At 71.2% G+C, this 21,342-nt stretch carries 15 protein-coding genes and 2 pseudogenes; 9 read left to right on the forward strand and 8 right to left on the reverse strand.

The window, feature by feature from the left end; translation table 11 throughout:
- Positions 1-8: 8 nt before the first annotated feature.
- Together ACWDRB_RS35655 and ACWDRB_RS35660 are read left to right on the forward strand one after the other, a co-directional pair.
- On the forward strand, positions 9-854 hold the full coding sequence (locus ACWDRB_RS35655; RefSeq protein ID WP_449901215.1) for a DUF6807 domain-containing protein: 846 nt from the start codon (positions 9-11) through the stop codon (positions 852-854).
- On the forward strand, positions 851-2,095 hold the full coding sequence (locus tag ACWDRB_RS35660) for an ROK family protein (protein WP_449901217.1): 1,245 nt from the start codon (positions 851-853) through the stop codon (positions 2,093-2,095). Before ACWDRB_RS35655 ends, ACWDRB_RS35660 begins: the two co-directional genes overlap by 4 nt.
- Positions 2,096-2,133: 38 nt before the next feature.
- On the opposite strand, the gene ACWDRB_RS35665 is transcribed toward ACWDRB_RS35660, so the two are convergent.
- From ACWDRB_RS35665 to ACWDRB_RS35680, 4 genes are all read right to left on the reverse strand, one after another.
- Positions 2,134-3,327 carry an esterase-like activity of phytase family protein gene (locus tag ACWDRB_RS35665; protein ID WP_397367364.1) on the reverse strand — a complete coding sequence of 398 codons (1,194 nt, stop codon included), beginning with the start codon at positions 3,325-3,327 and terminating at the stop codon, positions 2,134-2,136.
- Positions 3,328-3,402: 75 nt separating this feature from the next.
- Positions 3,403-3,750, reverse strand: coding sequence for a DUF1330 domain-containing protein (locus ACWDRB_RS35670; RefSeq protein ID WP_449901219.1), 348 nt, complete (start codon positions 3,748-3,750; stop codon positions 3,403-3,405).
- 104 nt (positions 3,751-3,854) lie between these two features.
- Complete coding sequence (locus ACWDRB_RS35675) at positions 3,855-5,003, reverse strand: HupE/UreJ family protein (protein WP_449901222.1); 1,149 nt, start codon at positions 5,001-5,003, stop codon at positions 3,855-3,857.
- A 56-nt stretch (positions 5,004-5,059) separates the two neighbouring features.
- A complete protein-coding gene (locus tag ACWDRB_RS35680; RefSeq protein WP_449901225.1) occupies positions 5,060-9,025 on the reverse strand; it encodes a metallophosphoesterase in 3,966 nt (1,321 codons plus the stop codon).
- Positions 9,026-9,264: 239 nt separating this feature from the next.
- Between ACWDRB_RS35680 and ACWDRB_RS35685 the strand changes: the two are divergent.
- Positions 9,265-10,116 (forward strand): annotated as a pseudogene (locus ACWDRB_RS35685) (RNA polymerase sigma-70 factor); the annotation flags it as partial.
- Positions 10,117-10,134: 18 nt separating this feature from the next.
- Here the strand turns inward: ACWDRB_RS35685 and ACWDRB_RS35690 are convergent.
- Entirely contained in the window at positions 10,135-11,373 is a 1,239-nt protein-coding gene (locus tag ACWDRB_RS35690) for a YbfB/YjiJ family MFS transporter (protein WP_449901227.1), read from the reverse strand.
- 52 nt (positions 11,374-11,425) lie between these two features.
- On the reverse strand, positions 11,426-12,133 hold the full coding sequence (locus ACWDRB_RS35695; RefSeq protein ID WP_449901229.1) for an SDR family NAD(P)-dependent oxidoreductase: 708 nt from the start codon (positions 12,131-12,133) through the stop codon (positions 11,426-11,428).
- A gap of 187 nt (positions 12,134-12,320) precedes the next feature.
- Here ACWDRB_RS35695 and ACWDRB_RS35700 point away from each other — a divergent pair, with 187 nt between their 5' ends.
- Positions 12,321-13,241, forward strand: a complete 921-nt coding sequence (locus ACWDRB_RS35700) for a LysR family transcriptional regulator (RefSeq protein WP_449901232.1) — start codon at positions 12,321-12,323, stop codon at positions 13,239-13,241.
- Between the two features lie 89 nt (positions 13,242-13,330).
- Here the strand turns inward: ACWDRB_RS35700 and ACWDRB_RS35705 are convergent.
- Positions 13,331-13,735, reverse strand: a pseudogene (locus ACWDRB_RS35705) (DinB family protein); the annotation flags it as partial.
- A gap of 28 nt (positions 13,736-13,763) precedes the next feature.
- Entirely contained in the window at positions 13,764-14,630 is an 867-nt protein-coding gene (locus ACWDRB_RS35710) for a hypothetical protein (protein WP_449901234.1), read from the reverse strand.
- 139 nt (positions 14,631-14,769) lie between these two features.
- Here ACWDRB_RS35710 and ACWDRB_RS35715 point away from each other — a divergent pair, with 139 nt between their 5' ends.
- The 5 genes from ACWDRB_RS35715 to ACWDRB_RS35735 all read left to right on the forward strand — a co-directional run bounded on the left by ACWDRB_RS35715 (position 14,770) and on the right by ACWDRB_RS35735 (position 21,328).
- Positions 14,770-16,137, forward strand: coding sequence for a sensor histidine kinase (locus ACWDRB_RS35715; protein WP_449901236.1), 1,368 nt, complete (start codon positions 14,770-14,772; stop codon positions 16,135-16,137).
- 132 nt (positions 16,138-16,269) lie between these two features.
- Positions 16,270-18,171, forward strand: a complete 1,902-nt coding sequence (locus ACWDRB_RS35720; RefSeq protein WP_449901239.1) for a trypsin-like peptidase domain-containing protein — start codon at positions 16,270-16,272, stop codon at positions 18,169-18,171.
- 85 nt (positions 18,172-18,256) lie between these two features.
- Positions 18,257-18,562 (forward strand): substrate-binding domain-containing protein, encoded by a 306-nt coding sequence (locus ACWDRB_RS35725; RefSeq protein ID WP_449901442.1) that lies wholly within the window; start codon positions 18,257-18,259, stop codon positions 18,560-18,562.
- Between the two features lie 86 nt (positions 18,563-18,648).
- On the forward strand, positions 18,649-19,815 hold the full coding sequence (locus ACWDRB_RS35730) for an acyl-CoA dehydrogenase family protein (protein WP_449901241.1): 1,167 nt from the start codon (positions 18,649-18,651) through the stop codon (positions 19,813-19,815).
- Positions 19,816-19,882: 67 nt separating this feature from the next.
- Complete coding sequence (locus ACWDRB_RS35735; protein WP_449901243.1) at positions 19,883-21,328, forward strand: OmpA family protein; 1,446 nt, start codon at positions 19,883-19,885, stop codon at positions 21,326-21,328.
- Positions 21,329-21,342: the final 14 nt, after the last annotated feature.

Here is a 21,342-nt window from a genome sequence, read left to right on the forward strand (position 1 = left end):
GAGTCGCCGTGCTGAGGCTGCGCGGGCAGGACGTCGCCGAGTACGTCTGGGAGCCCGACCTGCCGCTGTCGGCGTCCCCGCGCCCCTACCTCCATCCCGTGCGCACGCTCGCCGGCGTCACCGTCACCGACGCGGCGCCCGACTCGCACCCCCACCAGTTCGGCATCAGCGTGGCCGCCCCCGACCTCGACGGGTGCAACTTCTGGGGCGGACGCACCTTCGTCGCCGGCCACGGCCCGGCCTGGCTGGACAACCACGGCACCCAGCGCCACCAGCGCTGGCTGCGCCGCACGAACACCGAGCTGCACCACACCCTCGAATGGACCGACCCGCGCCAGGCGACGCTGCTGCGGGAGCAGCGCTCGATCACCTGCCGGCCGGTGGACGAGACCGCCTGGTCCCTGAGCGTGCACACCCGGCTCACCAACGCCACCGACCGGCCGCTGCCGTGGCGCACCCCGGCGGCGCTGGGCCGGGTCGGCGCCGGCTACGGCGGCGTCTTCTGGCGCGGCCCCGCCTTCGACGGCGCCGCGCAGGTGCTCAGCCCGGACGGCGCCGACGTCCAGCGCGTCCACGGGCAGGCCGCCGACTGGGTCGCCGTCACCGGCCGCGACCGCGACGGCCGCCCATGGACGACGCTCTTCACCCACGCCGACGAGGCCGGCGCGCGGGACAGGTGGTTCGTCCGCGCCCGCGACTACCTCGGGGTCTGCTCGTCTCCGGCCTGGGACGAGCCGCTCGTGCTGGCGCCCGGCGAGAGCATCGACCGGCACGTCGTCACCGTGGTGATCGACGGTGCCGTCACCGCCGCCACGGCCGCCGAGCTCGCCGGCACCGCCCGGTCGGCCGCATGACCGCGCGCGTCCGGCCGAGCAGGCCCCGCCAGTCCGAAGAACCCGTACGGCAGGAAAACCTGCGCACCCTCAACCTCGAGCTGGTCTTCCGCCACATCCTCGCCGCCGACGGCCCCATCTCCCGCACCGAGCTCGCCTCGGTCACCGGGCTGACCCGCCCCACCATCACCCGCATCGCCGAGGAGCTCCTGGCCGGCAAGCTCATCACCGAGGCCGGCCTGTCGCACAACGGACGCGCGGGTCGGCCCCGCGTCGGCCTGACGCTGTCCGAGAAGGGGCCGGCCGGGCTCGGGCTCGACATCCGCGCGGACGGCCTGGCGGCCTGCGTGGTCGACCTCACCGGCACCGTCCGCCATCTGGCCTTCACCCCCGCGACGTACTCCGGCTGGAGCGCTCCCGACGTGCTCGCGCAGCTGGCCCACATGGCCCGGGCCGCCATCGACGCCACTTCCGCCGAAGACCTGACCGTCCTGACCGCCACGCTCGCCGTCCCCGGCCCCGTGCAGGCGGGCATCGTGCAGTCCGCGCCCGAGCTCGGCTGGCGCGACGTCGACGCCCAGGCGTTGCTGCGCGACGCCCTCCATCCCCTCGACCTGCCGATCACTGTGGACAACGAGGCCAACCTGGCGGCCCTCGGCGAGCTCTACGCCAGCGACAACACCCTCGACAGCTTCGTGTACGTCTCCGGCGGGCTCGGCATCGGCGCCGGCATCGTCCTGGACGGGCAGCTCATGCGCGGCGCCCGGGGCTGGAGCGGCGAGCTCGGGCACGTGACGGTCTATCCCGACGGCAACGCCTGCCCGTGCGGCTCGCGCGGCTGCCTGCAGACGTACGCCAGCCTGTCCGCCGTCCTCGGCGACGAGCCCGCGCCGGTCGGCACCACCCCCGACGCCGCCGCCACCGGCCGCGCCGAGGCGGGCCACCCCGCCACCATCGCCGCCCTCGACGCGGCCGGCACCGCGCTGGGCATCGCGCTGGCCGACATGCTCAACATCCTCGACATCGACACCGTGCTGCTGGGCGGCAGCTTCTCCCTGCTGGCGTCCTGGCTCACCGCGAACGCCAGAGCCGAGATCGACCGGCGCGTCCTGACCGCCGCCTGGGCGCCCATCACGCTCCGGCCCGCCCTGCTGGGCCCGGACGCCGCCGTCATCGGCGCCGCGCTGACCTCGATCGACCAGATCCGCCGGCATCCGACCACCTGGCTCGCCCGCCGGCCGGACCACATGACCTCGGCCTGAGGGTCTTCCCGGCGGGCCGCCGGGAAGACCCCCGCCCGTCAGCGGGCGTGCAGGCGCCAGGGCAGGCGGACGGTGATGAACTCGTCGTTGTCCGGCTGGCCCGGCGTGCGTCCCGACGAGAACGGGAAGTTGTTGTCGTTGAGGATCCCGAGCGTGCGGTCGTCCAGGATGACGACGTCCTCGATGGTCTGGAACGGGAAGCGGAACGTCTCGCCGAACCCGCCGAGCCCCTTGGGGTTGGCCAGGTCCAGCAGGTCGGCGGCCAGGGTCTTGTCCATGGCGCCGTCGTGGTCGCGGTCGCGGCTGTCGGCCAGGTAGACGCGCTTGAGCGCCGCCGCGTCACCCTGGTTGTTGTCCCGCTCGATGATCAGGAAGCGGTGCTGGTCCACCGCGATGGCGTCGCCGATCGCGTTGGCGGGGCTGTCCAGCCGGTACGTCCACCGCTTGCCGGTGTAGGCGCGCTTGCGCACGTCGAACTCGTTCATCCGCAGCGTGCCCGCCGGGTCACCGTTGACCGTGCCCTCCAGCAGCGGATACAGCCACCGCCCGTCCGCGGAGCGGGCCATGCCCTCGAAGCCCTTGCTGCCGGCCAGGTTGGGGGTTGCGCCGTTCAGCGTGGGGTTCTCGGGCGCCTTGACGCCCGGCAGCTCGATCGGCGCCTCCAGCAGCGTGCCCCGCGCGGAGAAGTGCAGCAGGAACGGGCCGAACTCGTCGCCGATCCAGTACGTGCCGTCATCGGCCCGCACGATCGACTCCACGTCGAAGTCCGCGCCGGTGAGCTTGCGGTCGGCCCTGGTCAGCGGCCAGGACACCCGGCCTTGCGGGTCGGACAGGTTGAACCCGCCGAGCACGTTCACGGTGCCCGCGCGGAAGTCCGGCTTGATGCGGTGGACGCGCAGGAGGAAGTCGGCGCTGTTGGCCTTGTTCCCGTACCCGTTGTCGGACAGCACGTCGAACGTGCCGTCGCCGCGCCGGACGATGCCGCTGAACCCCTGGACCGGCTGGCCGGAGAAGGGCGGGGTCACCCCGTTGATCGGAGCCGTACCGATTTGGGAGCCGGACGGCTCGCTGCCGGGCACGAAGGTCTGCGCGGGGAGCGAGGCGAACCCGGTCAGCGTGGCCCGGGCCGCGCCGTCCGGCGTGGCGGCAGCGGTGGCGTAGGACGCGGGGCCGGTCGCGGCGATGCCCACGGCCAGCGCGGCGGCGCCTACCGCCAGGGAGATGCGTTTCATGCCCGGCACGGTAGAGGGTGCAAATGACGCGTTTCCTAACAAAACGTGCATGCCGCGTTCACCTTTGGCGGGACCTCAGCGGTTCGCCGCGGCCCGCATCGCGGCCGCCATCGCCGCCGAGTCGTGCTCCGGCTCCGCGCCGTCCACCAGCACCAGGTCACCGGGGATGTGGTCGGCACGCAGGTGCAGGATCTCCTGGTAGGCAGGCGAGTCGTACCACTCGCGGGCCTCCTCGATCGACGGGAACTCGATGATCACCAGCCCGCCGGGCCACTCTCCCTCACGCACCTCCACCGGCGCCCCGTGCACCACGAACCTGCCGCCGAACGGATCCAGGGTGGCCTGGATGCGCTCCATGTACTGGAACACCTCCTCGTGCGGCTCCGCAACAGGACGCAGGTGGGCGAGGGCGTACGCGCTCATGGCTTGCTCCTTCGTCAGCGGGCCGCCGCCCCGGCGGCCTCATGGGAACCATCCTGCCGGGGCACACGTAAGGGCGTCGATTACCTCATAGGTAGGCGGAACCGTCAGAGCGGCAGCGGGATGCGGTCGAAGAACCAGTACAGGCTGACCGCCACGATGGGGACCGAGATCGCGGCCACCGCCCAGCGGGCCGCGGACGTGCGGCGCAGCAGCACCAGCAGGGGGAAGAGCACGGCGATGAGCACGAGCTGCGTCACCTCGATGCCGAGGTTGAAGCTCAGGAGCGACAGGAGCAGCCCCCAGGACCCGCTCTCCTTGATGTCGAGCGCGCCCGCAAAGCCCAGCCCGTGGATCAGGCCGAAGGCGAAGACGATCGGCAGCCGCCACTTGCCCAGCTTGTCCTCGTCGCGGCCCAGGAGGTTGGCGACCGCCACGACGATGATCGACACCGCGATGACCGGCTCGACGATCGCTCCCGGAACGTCCACGACCCCCATCGCCGCCAGCAGGAACGTGATGCTGTGGGCGACGGTGAAGGCGGAGGCCGTGACGACGACGTCGCGCAGGCGGCGGGCCCCGATGACCAGGGCCAGCAGGAAGAAGATGTGGTCGAGGCCGAACAGCAGGTGCTCGGCGCCGAGCACGAAGAACTCCCCTATCTGGCTCGACGCCTGGTGCTCGCCGACCTTCACCGTCGGCGCCGTGGCCTCCAGGACGGCCGAACCCGTCTCGCCGTCGAGCTCGTAGCGGACCATCGTCTTCGTGCTGTGGACGAAGCTCTCGGCGTCGGGGAACAGCGCGCTGGAGATCTCGTGCGTCCCCCCGCTCTCGCCCTGGCAGGCGAAGGTGTAGGTGAGCACGGCGAAGGCCGCCTTGCCGCGCATCCGGATGTCCGCGTCGCCGACCTGGGCAGGCGTGCAGGGCTTGCCGGCGTACGCCACGGCGAAGCGGCGCGTGACATAGTCGGTCACGGCATCGCGGTTGATCTTGAGCTGGCGGAGCTGCTCGGTCCGCTCCTTCGCGTCGTAGGCCTCGGCGTAGAGCCAGGCCGACTTCATGAGGAGGTCGTACTCGAGGTCGAGCACGGCCTTGACGTTCAGGCCCGAGCCGGTCACCTCGGCGTGGGCGGTCGTGGTCGCGTCATGCGCCGCCGCCGGGGCGGGACGCGCCAGGTCGGCCAGCACGCCGCCGAGGACCAGGGCGAGGACGACGGCGGGCAACCAGCGCATGCGGCGCATGTCTCGTCTCTCCATGGGGTCAGGGATGAGGGCCGCCCCCGGACCGGGGTCCGGGGGCGGCGGGGATTGGGTTAGCGGTTGAACCAGTGGTACATGGGCGAGTCCGGTCCCCACGTGCCGGGGCGGCCGTGCTCGTCCTTGGTGACGAAGACGCTCGGCTCGGAGGCGGTCACGCCGCCGCCGGTGGAGCGCGCGGTGACGAACCAGGCGTAGGCCGTGTCGTCCTTGAGTCGCTTCCAGGTCACCGAGGCGACCTGGCCCGAGGTGACCGTGCTCTTACCGATGACCCGCGTGGGCTTGTAGATCGCCAGCGAGTCGGTCTGGAAGGTCGTCGTACGGGAGGTGAGGTCGACCGGCAGCACCATGTTGTCCTCGAGCCCGTTGTAGCGGCGCAGCGGGTCGTACTCGTTGGCGCCGAACTCGTTGAGCAGCGGGGAGTAGGTGTCCACGCTCAGCTCCGCCCGCTTGACGTTGAACTGCAGCATGCGGAAGAAGCTCGCGCCGAACTGGAGCTGGTCCTGCGGGTTGTAGCCGCCGATCGCGGTCAGCCCGAGCCGGTCGGCCGAGACCGTGTAGAACTGGTAGTCCGCCAGGAGCTCGACGACGCCGTTGCCGACCTGGCCCACCTTCGGCTTCACGTTGGTGCCCACGCCGTGCTCGTGACCGGCGAGGATGAGGAAGACGTTGGCGTTCTTCTCGACCACCGTCTTGTACAGCATCGAGCCGTCGGGAGCCGAGAAGCCGGCGCCACGGCCGTCCGGGTTGGTGCTCGGCACGAGATAGTCGTGCGAGAGCAGGATGCCGTTGCGGTTGGGGAACTTCTTGAAGACGGAGTCGGCCCACTCGGCCTCCTCCCTCGTCACGCCGTACGACAGGCCGACCACGACGAAGTCGAGCCCGCCCGCGGAGAACAGGTCGTAGTGGTTCTGGTTGTCGCCTTCCTTCCACGGCCCGCCGTACTTGGCGTGCTGCCAGCCCTGCGACGCGCCCTGGTACCGGGCGGGGCCGTAGTACTTGTTGTAGATCGCCTCCGGCCCGTTCTCGGTGCCGGACTGGTTGTCGTGGTTGCCGGCGATCACGCCGTTCGGGATGCCCGCGTCATCCAGCACCTTCTGCTGCTTGGAGGACACCTCCATCTCGCCGACGACCTGCTGCTGCGTGGCCTCGTCGGCGGGCTTGCGGATGTTGTTCTCGATGATGTCGCCGGTGTGCGCGACGTACGAGATCTTGCGCTGGTCCTTGTTGTCCTTGATCCAGTTGACGACGCCGGCGTAGGCGGACTCCCACACCGCGCGCTCCTCGGCGGTCTCCTGCTCCACCGCGCCCTCGGAGATGTACTGCGTGTCGGTGTAGTGGACGATCGAGAAGTCGTAGGAGGAGGGGTCGGCGAAGCCGTTCGGGTCGCCGGGGTCGATGTCGTCGGCGAACGGGTCCTCACCCGTCACCATGACGTGGACCTGCTGCCTGTCGATGTAGTCGTCGTCGACGACGGCCGTGAGCACGGTCTTGCCCTCGGCGGCGCCGCGGGCGCTCGTCAGCAGTTCCCACGCCTTGGACTTGGTGTTCCACGCCCGCAGCCCCGCCAGGCGCTCGGGGTCGATGGCGCCCTCCCAGCGCAGGACCGGGGAGTCCACGTGACCCTGCACCTCGACGTCGTACCGCTGGTAGACGAGGTCCTGCCCGGAGGGCGCGTCCAGCGTCTTGCCGTCGGCGGGCTCGAGCCCGTCGGTCTTGACGCGCTTCTCGCCCGGCACCCGCAGGGTCGTCGGGAGAGTCTGGGCCGTGCCCTGGTAGGCCTGATCCGGGGTGAGGATCTTCGCCTCGTTGAACGTGGCCGTCACCTGGCCGCCGTCGGGCTCGGCCACCTTCGCCGAGAGCGTGACGGGGTCCGACACGTCGGTGGCCCCCCGCGCCGGGCTCAACTCGGCCGGCGCGTCCGGGATGCCCGCGGACTCGAACACGACCTCGCGGGTCGTGGTGTTGCCGAGCCCGTCGGCGCCGGTCACGGCCAGAGTGTGCTTGCCGGCGCGCAGCCCCGGGCCCACCTGGGCGCCCAGCTCGATCGGCTGGCCGTCGAGCTTGACGTCCGGCCCGGACACGACGCCGGAGGCGTCCTCCAGTTTGACGTCCAGCACGACCGAGGCGATGATCTTCTCACCCTCGGCCGGGACGCTCTTGGCGACCTTCGGCGCCGAGTTGTCGGTGATCAGGGTGCGGGTGGCGACCTCGCCGGTGGCCGACTCGGCGGCGAGCTTGTGCTTGCCGTCCTTGATGGCGGTGGTGTCGAGGTCCGCGCGCAGGCCGCGGGCCGGGGCGTCCACCAGGAACTCGAGGTCGATCTCGGTGAGCGGGCTCACGTTGTCGCCGCAGTTGCCGTCGCCCATGCTGTACGAGGCCTTCAGCAGCTGCCCGGTCGCCGTGCCCTGCGCCGGGGTGAGCGCGATGTTCGAGATCGCGAAGTCGTCGCGGTTGCTGCCGCACGAGGTCGGGAAGGTGCCGGCCACGAAGTCGATCGTGTTCCAGCCGGGCAACAGGAACTCGTTCGGGATCGTGAAGTCGACGCGCTTGCTCACGAAGTCGCCGTCGAGCACGATCTTCTGGCCGTTGACGAGCAGGAAGTTCTGGTAGCGCGCCTCGATCGAGTTGCTGCCCACGTTGAAGCTGAAGGTCGCCTGGCCCGAGCCGAGCGTCTCGATGACCGGCACCGCCGGAGCGTCGATCTTGTAGCGCAGTTCGGCCTCGCGCAGGAGGGTCTGGCTGCTGCCGCAGGTGCCGTCGCCCATCTCGTACGACGGCTTGAGGTCCTGGCCGGTCACGGTGGCGCCGTCGAGGGTGAGCTCGAGGTTCGTGATCGTGAAGTCGTCGCGGTTGTTGCCGCAGGTCTCCTTGGCGTCGCCGGTGACGACCTTGATCGTGTTGTCGCCGGGCACCAGGAACTTGGCCGGCACCGCGATGGTCACGCGCCGGCTCGCCCAGGTGCCGCCCAGGTCGATGCGCTTGCCGTTGACGAGGAGGAAGTCGTCGTACTTGTCCTCGATCCCGTCCGCGCCCACGTCGAAGCTGAGCATCGCGGCGCCGTTGCCCAGGGTGGGCTTCGTGACGGGCTTCTCGCCGTCCACGGTGAGGGACTTGACGCCGCCCGCGCTGTTCGCCGGGACGTTCGCGAAGACCGGCTTGGTGCCCGCCACGAGCGTGCCGTCCGTCGGCAGCAGGCGCGGCGCCCCGGCCGGAGCGTTGTTCACGGTCACGGTGTTCTTGACGGTCACGCCGGCCGCGGTCGTGGCGGTGATGGTGTGCTCGCCGTTGGACAGCGTCGCGGTGTCCAGGTCCGCGGCAAGGCCCGTGGTGCCCTGCGGGTCGCCCTGGACGAAGAACTTGAGCGTGGCGCGCTTGAGCAGCGTGGTGTTCGTGCCGCAGCTGCCGTCGCCGAAGGAGAGCGTGTACGGGTTGTCCTCGCCGTCCGCGACCTCGCCGAGGAGTTCGAGGCCCACGTCGGACAGGACGAAGTCGTCGTAGTTCGTGCCGCACGAGGACGGGATCGCGCCGACGACGATCTCGACGGTGTTCTCTCCCTTGACGAGGCGCTCGTTCGGGATGTCGATGCTCGCGCGCTCGTTGACGAAGTTGCCGATTTCGCTGCGGTACTCGCCGTTGACGAGCACGTAGCTGTGGTACTGCGCCTCCGTCGAGTTCGAGCCCACGTCGAAGCGGAGCTTGGAGACGCCCACCGTACGGGTGGCGTTGAGCGCGGTGTCGTCGACCGCGAGCTTCGTGACGCTGTCACCGGACGCGGTCGGGACCGCCGCGACCTTGGCCGTCCCCTCCAGGTACGAGCCGCCGGCGGGGGTGAGCGTCGGAGGGCTCGGGACGGCGGTGGTCGTCGGCGTGGGGCTGGGCCGGCCCTTGTCCTGTTCCGCCGCCCCCGGGTCGGCGTACGCGGCCGTGACGAAGCTGCTCACCAGCAGCGTCGCGATCGAGGCGGCCAGGGCGAAACGCGCCCGGCCCCCTAAACCGCCCAGTGACTTTCGTGCTGCCATTGGCAGTCCCTTCTTATGTGCATAAGGAGCCCATAAAGCGGCATGCTCCCGGGCGGACACATTGGAGCGCAAGAGTGAACGTTGTGCATAGAGGGGCTGAAGGGACGATAAACGGTTGCGTGATTCTGGTCATCCGTCACAAATAGGTCTCAATGGGCGCGTACCGGAACATTGGGATGTCACACGACAGCCCTCTCAGGGGCTCTAAGAGCTGCAGTCACACGCATAGGGGGTCCGTGATGTCCGATGTCACCCAGGTGTTCGCCGCCCATCGCGAACTGCTGTTCTCCATCGTCTACAACATGCTGGGCAGCGTCACCGACGCCGAGGACGTGCTGCAGGAGACCTGGCTGGCGTGGTCGTCCAAGGATCCGGACGAGATCGGCCATCCGCGCGCCTACCTCGTACGCGTCGCGGTGAACCAGGCGCTCGCCCACCAGAGCGCGCTGCGCCGGCGCCGCGAGACCTACGTCGGGCCCTGGCTGCCCGAACCCCTCGTCACCTCCCCCGACGCCGCCGACCACGCCGTACGGACCGACACGCTCTCGCTCGCGCTGCTGGTGGTGCTGGAGACGCTCACCCCGCTGGAGCGGGCGGTGTTCATCCTGCACGAGGTCTTCGCCTACGCCCACACCGAGATCGCCGCCATGATCGGCCGCAACCCAGCGGCGGTGCGGCAGCTCGCCCACCGCGCCCGCGAGCACGTCCAGGCCCGCCGCCCCCGTACCCAGGTCGCCCCGGGCCTCCAGCGGCAGGTGACCGAGCGGTTCGTGGCCGCGGCCTTCGGCGGCGACCTGGAAGGGCTGATGGAGCTCCTGGCGCCGGACGTGACGCTGTGGGCCGACGGCGGCGGCAAGTCGAACGCCGGCGGCCCGCGCCCCATCCGCGGCCGCGACAACGTCTCCCGCGTGCTCGTCTCCCGCGCCGCCCAGCCCCTCGACGGGCTGGACATCCAGTACCGCCAGGTCAACGGCGATCCCTGCGCGGTGCTGTTCGTGGAGAACGCCCCGTACGCCGTCATGGTCGTGGACATGACGCCCGACGGCTCCCAGATCCAGGACGTCTACACCGTCAGCAACCCCGACAAGCTCGCCCACGTCCCCCGGCCCTCACGGGCTTCCCTGGTGACGGACGGCGAGGACGCGGCGGGGCAGCGGGCCGAGGTGATGGGGGAAGCGGTGGCGCAGCACGCCGGTCGCGGCGGCGGCCAGCACGACGAGGGCGGCGCCGACGAGCAGCGCCGGGTGGTAGCCCCGGTGCAGGAGCGGCGTCACGACCAGCGGGCCGAGGATCTGTCCGATGCTGTAGCCGGTGGTGAGGATGGCGACGGCGCGCGGGATCCGCAGGTGGGAGCCGATGGCCAGGGTGAGGGTGGCGACGCCGAGGAACGTGGCGCCGAACAGGACGGCCGAGACCAGGGCGGGGACGATCCCGCCGGCCAGGGCGGGCAGCGCGATGCCGACGGCCTGCACGACGAGCGCGGCGAGGACCAGCGCCGGGCGGGACCAGATGTGGCTGAGCCATGCCCACAGGGCCGTTGAGGGCAGCGCGGCGAGCCCGACCAGGATCCAGGCGCCGCTGCCGGCCCAGCCAGGCGCGCTCTGGTCGATCGCGGCGACCAGGAACGTGCCGGCGATGATGTAACCGGTCCCTTCGAGGGTGTAGCCGGCCAGCAGCGCTCCGAACCAGCGCAGCCCGGATCCGGCTCGGGGACCGGACGGGGCGGGCGGCGGCGCCTCCGGGGATGCCGGGTCGGTGCGCAGGCCCCAGGCCGGGATCGCGAGCACGGCGGTCAGCGCGGCCGCCGTCCACCAGGCCTGCTGCCAGGTGCCGGCGGTACGCAGGACCAGCACGGCGACGCCCGACAGGGCGATCCCCGCGCCGATGCCGCCGAAGGCCCAGCCGACGAGGTGGTGCGCGTGACCGCGGAGTCCGGTGAGCATGGCGTCGGCGGCGATGACGAAGATCAGCGCGCTCGCGATCCCGGCGACCAGCCGGAGCGACGACCAGAGCGCGCCGGCGTGCGTGACCGGCATCAGGGCCAGCGTGACGATCAGGATCGCCAGGGACGGGCGCAGCGCCCGCCGGGAGGCGAAGATCCGAGGGGCGACGATCGCGGCAATCGCGCCGAGGAGGTACCCGACGTAGTTGGCGGTGGCCAGCTCCGCCCCCAGCCGCGGCGACAGCCCGGCCTGCGCGTGCATCATCGGCAGGATCGGGGTGTAGGCGAACCGGCCGACACCCATGCCCGCCGCGAGCGCCGCCGCGCCCTGCCCGACGATCCGCCAGGGCCGATCCGCCCGGGTCTCCTCGCCGCCGTCCGTGCCGTGCTCTCGTACGGAGGTCAAACTTCGCCTTTCGTTCGGCCGGCGGGAGCGGACGCACCCGGTGGCGGGGGACTCAGTGGCCGGCGTTCTGGCCGCCGTCGACGTGCAGGATCTCGCCGGTGACGAACGGGGCCGTCTCGAGATAGACGATCGCGTCGACGATGTCGCTTATCTCGCCCATCCGGCCGACGGGGTGCAGGCCGGCGAGGAGGTCGTAGGTCTCGGCCGGGTGCATCGGCGTACGGATGACGCCGGGCGCGACCGCGTTGACCCGGATGCCCCGGGAGGCGTACTCGATGGCCAGCGACCTGGTGACCGAGTTGAGGCCGCCCTTGGTCAGCGCCGCCAGCGCGGACGGCACGCGGGTGTCCGCCTGGTCGGCCAGGCTGGTCGTGATGTTGACCACGTGCCCGCCGCCCTGGGCGAGCATGACGTCGATGGCCCGCTGGGAGATCTCGAAGAACCCGCGCAGGTTGACCCTCGTCACCAGCTCGTAGTCCTCGTCGGTGTAGTCGGTGAACGGCTTGGACACGAAGACACCGGCGTTGTTGATCAGCGTGTCGACCCGGCCGTACGCCTCCAGCGCCTGTTCGATGACGCGCCGGCCGACGGACGGGGCGGCGATGTCACCGGCGATGGTCCGCACCAGGGGGTCGTCGGAGGGCTCGATCGATCGGGAGTTCGCGACGACCGCGTAGCCGAGCTTGCGGTAGGCGGCCACCAGCCCCGAGCCGATACCCTGGGACGCGCCGGTGATCACCGCGACTTTGTGCGTGCTCATGGGTTTCTCTTCTCATATGGATCGAGGCCATACGTCCCGGGTCTCGATCAGCGCGGCCGGCCGGCGAACGGGGCGGACCGGCACCGCGCGGTCATGGTTCAAGCTTGCGTCAGTCGGGCGCGATCCCGCCACGACCGGTTCACTCTCTGTTGTGAGGCTGTGCCTCCCAGCGCACTACCCTGGGCGGATGGAGCTACGCCAGCTGCGATATTTCGTCGCGGTGGCCGAGGAGCTGCACTTCGGCCGTGCCGCGGTCCGGCTGCGCATCGCCGGCCCGTCGCTCTCCCAGCAGATCAAGGCCCTGGAGCGGGACCTGGGCGTACGCCTGTTCGACCGGGACCGCCGTTCGGTGGCGCTCACCCCCTCGGGGCAGGCGCTGCTCCCCCAGGTCAGGGCGCTGCTCGACCAGGCCGACGAGCTGCGCCGCTCCGCGGCCGGCATGGCCGCCACCGAGCCGGTCCGGCTCGGCTACGTCAGCTGGCGCCCGCCCGACCTGACCGCCCGCGTGTCCGGCGTCGCCCAGCTGCACGTCGACGCGTGGGTCATGCCGTCACACACCCAGGCGGGACGGGTCGCCGACGGCAGCATCGACCTGGCCATCTGCTGGGTACGGGCCGACGACCTGGCGGCCCACGCCCTGGAGGCCCGGCTGATCGGCGCCGACCGGCTCTTCGCGATCTCCACGGGCACCGGCACGTCCGCGGTCCCGGCCAAGGACACGTCGGTGCTGGTGGACTCCGACACCGCCACCTGGGACTCCTGGAACCGCTATGCCGAGGAGTTCGCCCGCGACACCGGTGCCCGCGTCGTGCGCATCGACGACGGCGGCATCACGGGGCCGGCCTTCTTCGACCACGTACGGCGGCTCCGCCGCCCCGTCGTCAACTCGCCGAAGGGCCAGACCGCGCCGGTGCCGCCGGACCTCGTCCAGCGCCCGGTGGTCGATCCGGCGCCGTACTGGACCTGGGCCCTGGTGTGCCGGCGCGACGAGACCCGCAAGGCCGTACGGGCCGCCGTCGAGGCGCTGACCCGGGACGTCGGCGGGCTCGGCCTGGACGCCGACACGGCCTGGCTACCGGCCGACGACCCGTTCCGCACCACCGGATGACACGGCACCGGTCGGCGTGACGCCGGTCGGCCTGGTGATCGTGGTCGGCGTGGTGATCGTGGTCGGCGTGGTGATCGTGGTCGGCGTGGTCAGCGGGCTTCGAGGGTCGCGAGGTCGCGCAGCGTGTAGCGGCGGTGCTCGCACTCCTCCTCCATCACCACCCGCAGACAACCGCCGACCGTGCGCGGCTCCTCCGGGTAGCCGGGCGCGGGTGCGCGGGTGCAGGCCCGTTCGAGCCCGGCGTCGGTGAGGCCGTCGAGGATCCCGCGCACCAGCGTCACCCGCCCGGCGCGCACCTGCGCCACCTCCGCGTACGACGGGCGGGCGTCGAGTCCGACGCCGAGCGCCGCCGCGTCCTCGGCCGGGTAGCCGGAGTGGGTGAGGCCGAGCCGGTGGAACGGGTCCGGCGCGTCGAGGATCGCCCGGCCCGCCCAGGCGTCGGTGGCGAAGACGAGGTGGCGCAGCGTCTCGACGAGGGACCATTCGTCGTCGACCCGTTCGTGGCGCGCCGCTGTGCCCCTGCTACCCGCGGCCGTACAGCGGCGTAACCCCGCGCACGACGGGCAGTCCCGTGCCCGAGTCGAGCACGAGGCGGTCGCCGAGCGGACGCGTCAGCGTGACGGTGGTCGTGTCCATGTGGAGCACCAAGTCGCAGATCCCGCCAGAGCCCTCCTCGTCCACGTCCACCACCACGAGCCTGCCGGTCTCGTACGCCCGCGCCCCGTGAACGCGGTCACAGGAGCCGTAGCCGTACTCCAGGAGCAGGTCGTGCGGCTTGCCCGCGATGAGGTCGAACCCTTTCACCTCTTCGTACTCCCCCTCCGCGGCCTGCGGCCGGGGGGTGATGGCCGAGGGGGCGACCGCCACGTACACGAACTTCGACTCGACCCCCTTGACGGTGAACTGCCACGCGGGCACCCGGATCGTGCCGCGGCTGGTCTCCAGCGTCGTCTCGCCCAGCTCGGCCCCCGTCACCCGGAGCGGGCGGCAGCCCTTGGCCGGGCACTCCTCCTCGATGAAGTCGGCGGGCTTGCTGAGCTCCGCGTACGCGTCGGCCGCCGTGACGAGCGGCACCTCCGAGACCGAGCCGTCCGGCCACCGCACGGGCGCTTCGGCCAAGGGGGCCGCGGGTAACTCGGCCGCGAGCTTCCACACGCCGTTGTGCGCGCTCAGGGCGGCCCAGGCGGGAGGATCGGTCCAGCCGCCTCGATCCTGGAGCCCTCCGAGCAGGACGAAACCCGACCGCCAGGCGCGGTCGCCGGCCGAGCCGTCCCAGCGCGCCACCACCTCCCGGGCACGTGCCTCGAACCGGCCCGGTGAGACCCGATTGGACCAGTTGCAGGAGGCCAGGAGCAGCATCAGGCACAGGCCCGCGATCGTCCTACGCACGACTTCGTGATCACCCCCGGACGCCTAACGTAGCCGCCCACACACCGGCTAAGTGCCCCTCTTATCGGATTTGCGGGGGAATCTCCCTGAATTAGGGGCGAACGCACTCCATGTGGTCTTCTGACTACCGGGGTGTGGAGTGATCAGACGGCTGGGCCGGTCGCTGCGGATGCGGTTGGCGCTGCTCGCCAGCTTGGCCATGTTGCTGCTGAACGTCGTCGTCAGCGCGTTCGTGCTGTACGCCATCCGGAACGAGGCCGCCGACATCCGGGCGTACGACGTGGCCAGCCGGGCCCTGCGCGTGCTGCTCATGGTCAAGCGGAACGAGTTGCCCCCGACGGTGAACACCGACGGGCTCGACGGCATCCAGGTGATCGACTCGGCGGGCCGCGTGGTCTCCTCGACGCCGAACCTGGCCCGCCTGCCCCGGGTCACCACGGCGATCCCCCATCGCAACACGGCCAACGACGTCGCCGAGTTCTGCGACCTGCCCGCGTTTCCCGGACGGTGCGAGCTGGTGGTCTCCATGCACGCGTACCAGCCGGACGGCGCGTGGGTCATCTACGCCTTCGCCCCCGCCGTGCCCTGGTACGTCAGTCTGAAAGTGATCCTCTTCGAGATCTGCGTGGCGGCCCTGCTGCTGCTCCTGACCTGGTTCGGAGTGTCGCGCGTGGTGGCCCGGACGCTCGCACCCGTGCACAACATCACGAAGAGGCTGGCCGAGATCACCGCGGGCGGAGGCGGGATGCGGCTCCCCGTACCGGAGAACGTGGACGACGAGATCAGGACGCTCGCCTGGACCGGCAACCAGATGCTGGAGCGGCTGGAAGCCGCGATGAAGAAGCAGCAGGAGGCGGTGGAGCAGCAGCGCAGGTTCGCCGGGGACGCCTCGCACGACCTGCGCAGCCCGATCACGGCGATGCGCACCCAGGTCGAGGACGCGCTGCTCAATCCCGAGGACGCCGACTGGCGGGCGACGGGCGAGGCGCTGCTGACCAGCCTGGACCGGCTCCAGGCCATCGTCACCGACCTGCTCACGCTGACCAAGCTGGACGCGGGCGCGCCGAGCTCCCGGGAGCCGGTGGACCTGGGCGAGCTGGTCGCCGCCGAGACCGGCAGGCCGCGCACGAAGAACGTCGTCACCACGCTGCAGCCGGGCGCGGCCGTCACGGGCGACCGGCTGCAGCTGGCCCGCCTCCTGACGAACCTGCTGGACAACGCCGAGCGGCACGCCGAGTCCCAGATCCTCGTCACCGTACGGCGGCAGGGCCGGCAGGCCGTGCTGGAGGTGCTCGACGACGGCGCCGGCATCGAGCCCGGGAAGCGCGAGACGGTCTTCCAGCGCTTCACCCGCCTGGACGCCGCGCGCAACCGCGACGCCGGCGGGACCGGGCTCGGCCTGCCCATCGCCCGCGAGATCGCGCAGGCCCACGGTGGCACGCTCACGATCGAGGACTCCGAGCGCGGCGCCCGCTTCATCCTGCGCATCCCGACCCGAGAGGACTGAGCATCCGGTCCGCGAGGACGGCGCAAACCGGCCTGCGAGGACTGCGCCCCACCCCCAAGTCGGCTCCAAGCCACGCACAAGAGCCGGACCTCACCATTTCCGGATGTGAGCGGAAATTTCAGGACAAGATTGATGAAGATCGCCGCAGGTGCGGCGGTCGCCATGGCGGTCGCGCTGCCCGCGTTACCGGCGGCGGCCGACACGCCCGATGAGCGGCCCGACGTGCCCGTCGGCACCTGGCTGGCCGCGCGTACCCAGCCTGCGGTCCAGCTGACGAGCTTCACCTACACCGGCACGGTCGCCGTGCCGACCAGCACGATCAACCAGGCCGCGTTCAACCGGCTCGTGGAGCAGGCCACCGCCACCGTGGCGTCCGGCAAGATCTCCTCGGACGAGCGCAGCATCGCCAAGTGGCTGTTCCAGCAGATCGCGGCCGACGTGGACACCTACCTCGCCTCGACCACCCCGGAGCGTACGGTCGAAGCCGAGGTCGGCGGCCTGTGCACCGGCTGGTGGGTCACCCCCGACGGGTACATGGTCACCGGGGCGCACTGCGTCCAGGTCGGCGAGACCGAGCTGAGCCAGCTGTTCGCGCGGCAGGCGCTGGCGAAGTTCAACCAGCAGGACGCCAAGGAGATCATCAGCGGGCTGCGGGGCCTGGAGGCCGACGAGGAGATCGTCAAGCTCGCGCAGCAGATCTACGTCACCTTCAACACCAACCACATGCAGCTCCGCAACCTGAAGCAGAGCCTGTCGGTGGTCCAGAGCCTGCCCGGCGGCGGCGTGGACAAGACGGCCAAGCCGGTCCCGGCCGAGCTGGTGTCGGTGGGCGAGAGCTACCCGGGCAAGGACTTCGCGCTGCTCAAGGTCAACGGCCAGCAGAACCTGCCGACCGTGCCGCTCGGCGACGACTCCGACGTGCGTACCGGTGACACGCTCTACATCAGCGGGTTCCCCGGTCTGGTCACCAATACGCCGTTCTTCAGCCTGGAGTCCAAGCTGGAGCCGGCGCTGACCGAGGGCCCGTACAACGCCAAGCGCACCACCCAGACCGGCGTGCCGTACATCCAGACCCAGGCGCCCTCCTACCACGGCAACTCCGGCGGCCCGGTGTTCAGCAAGGACGGCAAGGTCATCGGCATGCTGATCGCCGGCACGGTGAGCGAGAACGGCGAGGCGTCCGAGAGCGAGAGCTTCGTCCTGCCGGTGGGCATCATCAAGGAGAAGCTCGGCGAGAAGAACATCAAGCCCGCCCAGACCACCACGACGACCCGCTACAACGAGGCGCTCAACGACTTCTTCCGGCACTACTACTCGGACTCGCTGCCGAAGTTCCGCGAGGTCCAGGCGCTGTTCCCGAACCACCCGTACGTGGCCAAGTACATCAGCGACGCGCAGCAGGCGATCTCCGCGGGCAAGGACGAGTCGCCCAAGCCGATCCTGCTGTGGGTGCTGATCGGGGCCGGCGTGCTGGTCGCCGCGGTGATCGTCGCGGTCCTGGCCAAGGTTCTCCGCGGCCGCGGGCGCCGGCGTCGCCACTCCGAGCCGTCCTTCGTCCAGCCCCTGCCCGGCGCGGTGCAGCCTCCGTCGTGGCGGCAGCTCCCCGCGGGCCAGGTGCCGCCCCCGGCGCAGGAGGCGTACGGGCAGGGTGCATATGGGCAGGGTGCATACGGGCAGGGTGCATACGGGCAGGGTGCATACGGGCAGGGTGCATACGGGCAAGCGGCGTACGGGCAAGCGGCGTACGGGCAGGGCGCCGACGGGTACGGCCCCGTCGCGTACAACGCCGGCGGCTACGGCGCCGCACCGCACGGGTCGGCCCCGGACCACCCCAACCCCCAGTACGGCTCGGCCCCGGACCACGGCAACTCCCCGTACGGGTCGGCTCCAGACCACGGCAACCCCCACTACGGACCGGGCCCGTACGGGTACCCCGCGCCCCCGCACGGCCAGGCCCAGCCGCACTCGGGTGAGCAGACCCGCGCCGTCCGCTACGGCCAGTTCACGCCGCCGCCGAACGACCGGCCCTCCTAGTCCTGGATTCGCCTTGCCCGCCCTTTCATACTGGAGGCGACGCCCGGAGACATGACTACCGACGGGCGGAGCCGCACTGCTCGACCTGCGGCTCCCGCCGACGGCCATCTTCGCCGCCAGCGACGGGAGCGCCCTCGGCGCCATGCAGGCCGCCAGGGTTCGGGGCCTGCGCGTCCCGGAGGACCTCAGCGTGGTCGGCTTCGACGACACCGAGGTCGCGGTCATGACCTCGCCGCAGCTGACCACCGTACGCCAGCCGCTGCGCGAGATGGGCGGCATCGCCCTGCGCACGGCCCTGCGCCTGGCCGCCGGCGAGAAGATCGAGTCCCGCCACATCGAGCTCGCCACCGAGCTGATCGTCCGCGGATCGAGCCGGGCGGCCGGCCTATGAGGTTGCGCGGCGGCTCTGGACAATGCACCGCATACGTGATCTGACGGAGTAAGAGCGCCGACGATCGCGAACAGGAGCACCTGGACATGAGCGACACGCCGCGACTGCACACCGCGGGCAATACCCTGCTGGAGCGAGCCCGCACGCTGCGCCCGCTGATCGAGCGCGACGCGGACCGGGCCGAGGAGCAGGGCAGACTCTCCACCTCCGTCGTGGACGCCCTACACGAGGCAGGACTTTTCGGGATATGGGTGCCAGTGCCGCTCGGCGGCGCCGAGTTGTCGCCCAGCGAGCTGATGGCCGTCCTCGGAGAGCTCTCCTACGCCGACCCCTCGACGGGCTGGGTGGTCATGGCCACCTGCCTGGAGAACGGCACGGCCGGCGCCTACCTGGGCGACGAGGCCGTCGAACACATCTTCAAGGGCCCCCGGATGCCGCTCTTCGCGGGCCAGGGCACCCGGCCGGGCATCGCCGTCCCCGAGGACGGGGGCTTCCGCCTCAGCGGGCAGTGGAGCTTCGCCTCCGCCATGCTGCACTCCCAGTACGTCCACAGCCTGGGCGCCATCGAGGGCACCGACGAGGTCCGGATCTTCATCACGCCGATCGAGGACGTCAAGCCGCTCGGCAACTGGGACGTCCTGGGCCTGCGCGCGACCGGCAGCATCGACTACTCCATGGACGACGTCTTCGTACCGGAGTCGCAGTCGCACGTCTTCGACACGAACGAGCCCCTGCGCGGCGGCGCCATCTACCGGCTCGGCCTGGTCGACCAGGCGCTGATCTGCCACTCCGCCTGGGCGCTCGGCGTCGGCCGCCGGCTGCTGGACGAGCTGAGCCGCTACGCCGTGGCACGGGCCGGGCGCACCGGGCAGATCGCCGGCAGCGACGCCTTCCACACCGACTTCGCCCGTGCCGAGGCGAAGTTCCGCGCCGCGGCGGCCCTGGTGCGCGAGACGTGGGACGACGTGGAACGCACCCTCGACTCGGGCCGGACGCTCGACGTACGGCAGGAGACGATGGTGCGGCTCGCGCTCAACCACATCACGTCGACGATCACCGAGGTCTCCCACTTCGTCTACGCGTCGGGCGGCACCTCGGCGCTGCGTGACGGGCTGATCCAGCGGCTGTTCAGGGACGTCCACGCCGGCGCCGCGCACATCACCTCGGGCCCGCAGCTGCTCCGGGAGTGCGGCCGCGAACTGGCCGGCCTGGCCGCGGGCGAGTCCTGGGCACTGTTCGGCCTGGAGCCATAAGAGCGCCGTCCCGCGGTGAGACTCCGGTGAAATGTCCGTGGAACGCCGTGCTCCCAGGCTGGTCCGCATGCCAATGACTGACATGACCAGGAGCGCGGCCTGCGGGGCGGCGCTCGTGCTCGCCCTTTCCGCCTGCGGTGCGCTGGGGCGGCCGGCTCCGCCCGCGGCCTCGGTGAAGGCTCCCGACGCCCCGGCGCAGGACCGGCCCGAGGACCCGCCGGAGGAGACACCCTCTCCGGAGGACTCTCCCGCGCGGCCGGAGTCGCCCTCGGAAGGCGTGGTCGCCGGTCCCACCTCGTCCGCCCTGCCGGTCGAGGGCCGGAACCTGCGCCTGGTCAGGTCCGGCGAGAACGAGCTGGCGCTGCAGTTCGAGCTCTTCAACGGCACGGACGACGAGATCTCGCTCGGCACGCTCGGCCTCGACAGCCGCGAGCAGCTGATCACGCTGGTGGACCTGCCCCGTGGCACCGCCTACGGCCTGATCGGCAGCTCGGGCCCGGACGGGCGGATCAGCGCGGACGTCGACATCGAACCGGGCCGGTCGGCCCCGGTGACGGCGGTCTTCGCGGCGCCGCCCAAGGAGGCCACCGAGATGCTCGTCGTGCTCAACGGCCTGCTCCCGGTGACCGTGCCGATCACGGACGCCGAACCGGCCGACGACCCCGCCCTGCGCGGCCCGCACAACAAGCTCCAGGTCGGTCCGCTGGTGTGCAAGACGACGGGCGGCACGCGTGAGGCGTTCCGGCTGCCCAGCGACGTGCTGTTCGAGTTCGGCAGCTCCAAGCTGTCACCGTCGGCCAAGTCCGCCATCGAGGCGCTGCGCGGCCGGGTCTCCGCCTCGTCCGGATCGGTGACCGTGGACGGGCACACCGACGCGATCGGGGGCACCTCCGACAACCAGACGCTGTCGCAGGAACGCGCCGCGGCCGTCAGCCAGGTGCTGCGTCCTTCTCTCGGCGACGGCTTCGCGTACCGGACGAAGGGGCACGGCGAGGGCGAGCCCGTGGCGCCCAACACCAAGCCCGACGGCAGCGACGACCCGGACGGGCGGGCGCAGAACCGGCGAGTCGAGGTGCAGATCGACAGCGACACCACTGTGCGGGCCCCGGAGACGGGAAGCGACCTGACCGACGCGGGGCTCCAGGTTCGGGTGGAGAGCGTACAGCGGCTGTCGGGCTACCTCCTGGCGAGCGTCAAGGTCACCAACCCCGGGTCGGAGGCCGCGTCCCTGGAGTACGAGAACCACTTCACGCCCAAGGAGCTCACCTCGGGCCAGCTGTCGATCGCGGCTCAGAACGGCCGGCAGGAGCTGTGCGGCTTCGCCGAGCCCACGTACTTCGACTTCGTCGGCACGATGAGCGCCTCCTTCGCGCCGGGCAAGCTCGACACGGTGCCCGCGGGTGCCGAGGTGACGCTGTGGGGGCTCTTCCCGGCGCCGAGCACGAACGTTACGTCGGTGAAGGTTCAGGTCGGCGGCTACGACCAGGCACTCCCGGCTGAAGTGGCGAGCTGACTCCGCACGCTTAC

The organism is Nonomuraea sp. NPDC003707 (genome assembly GCF_053587055.1).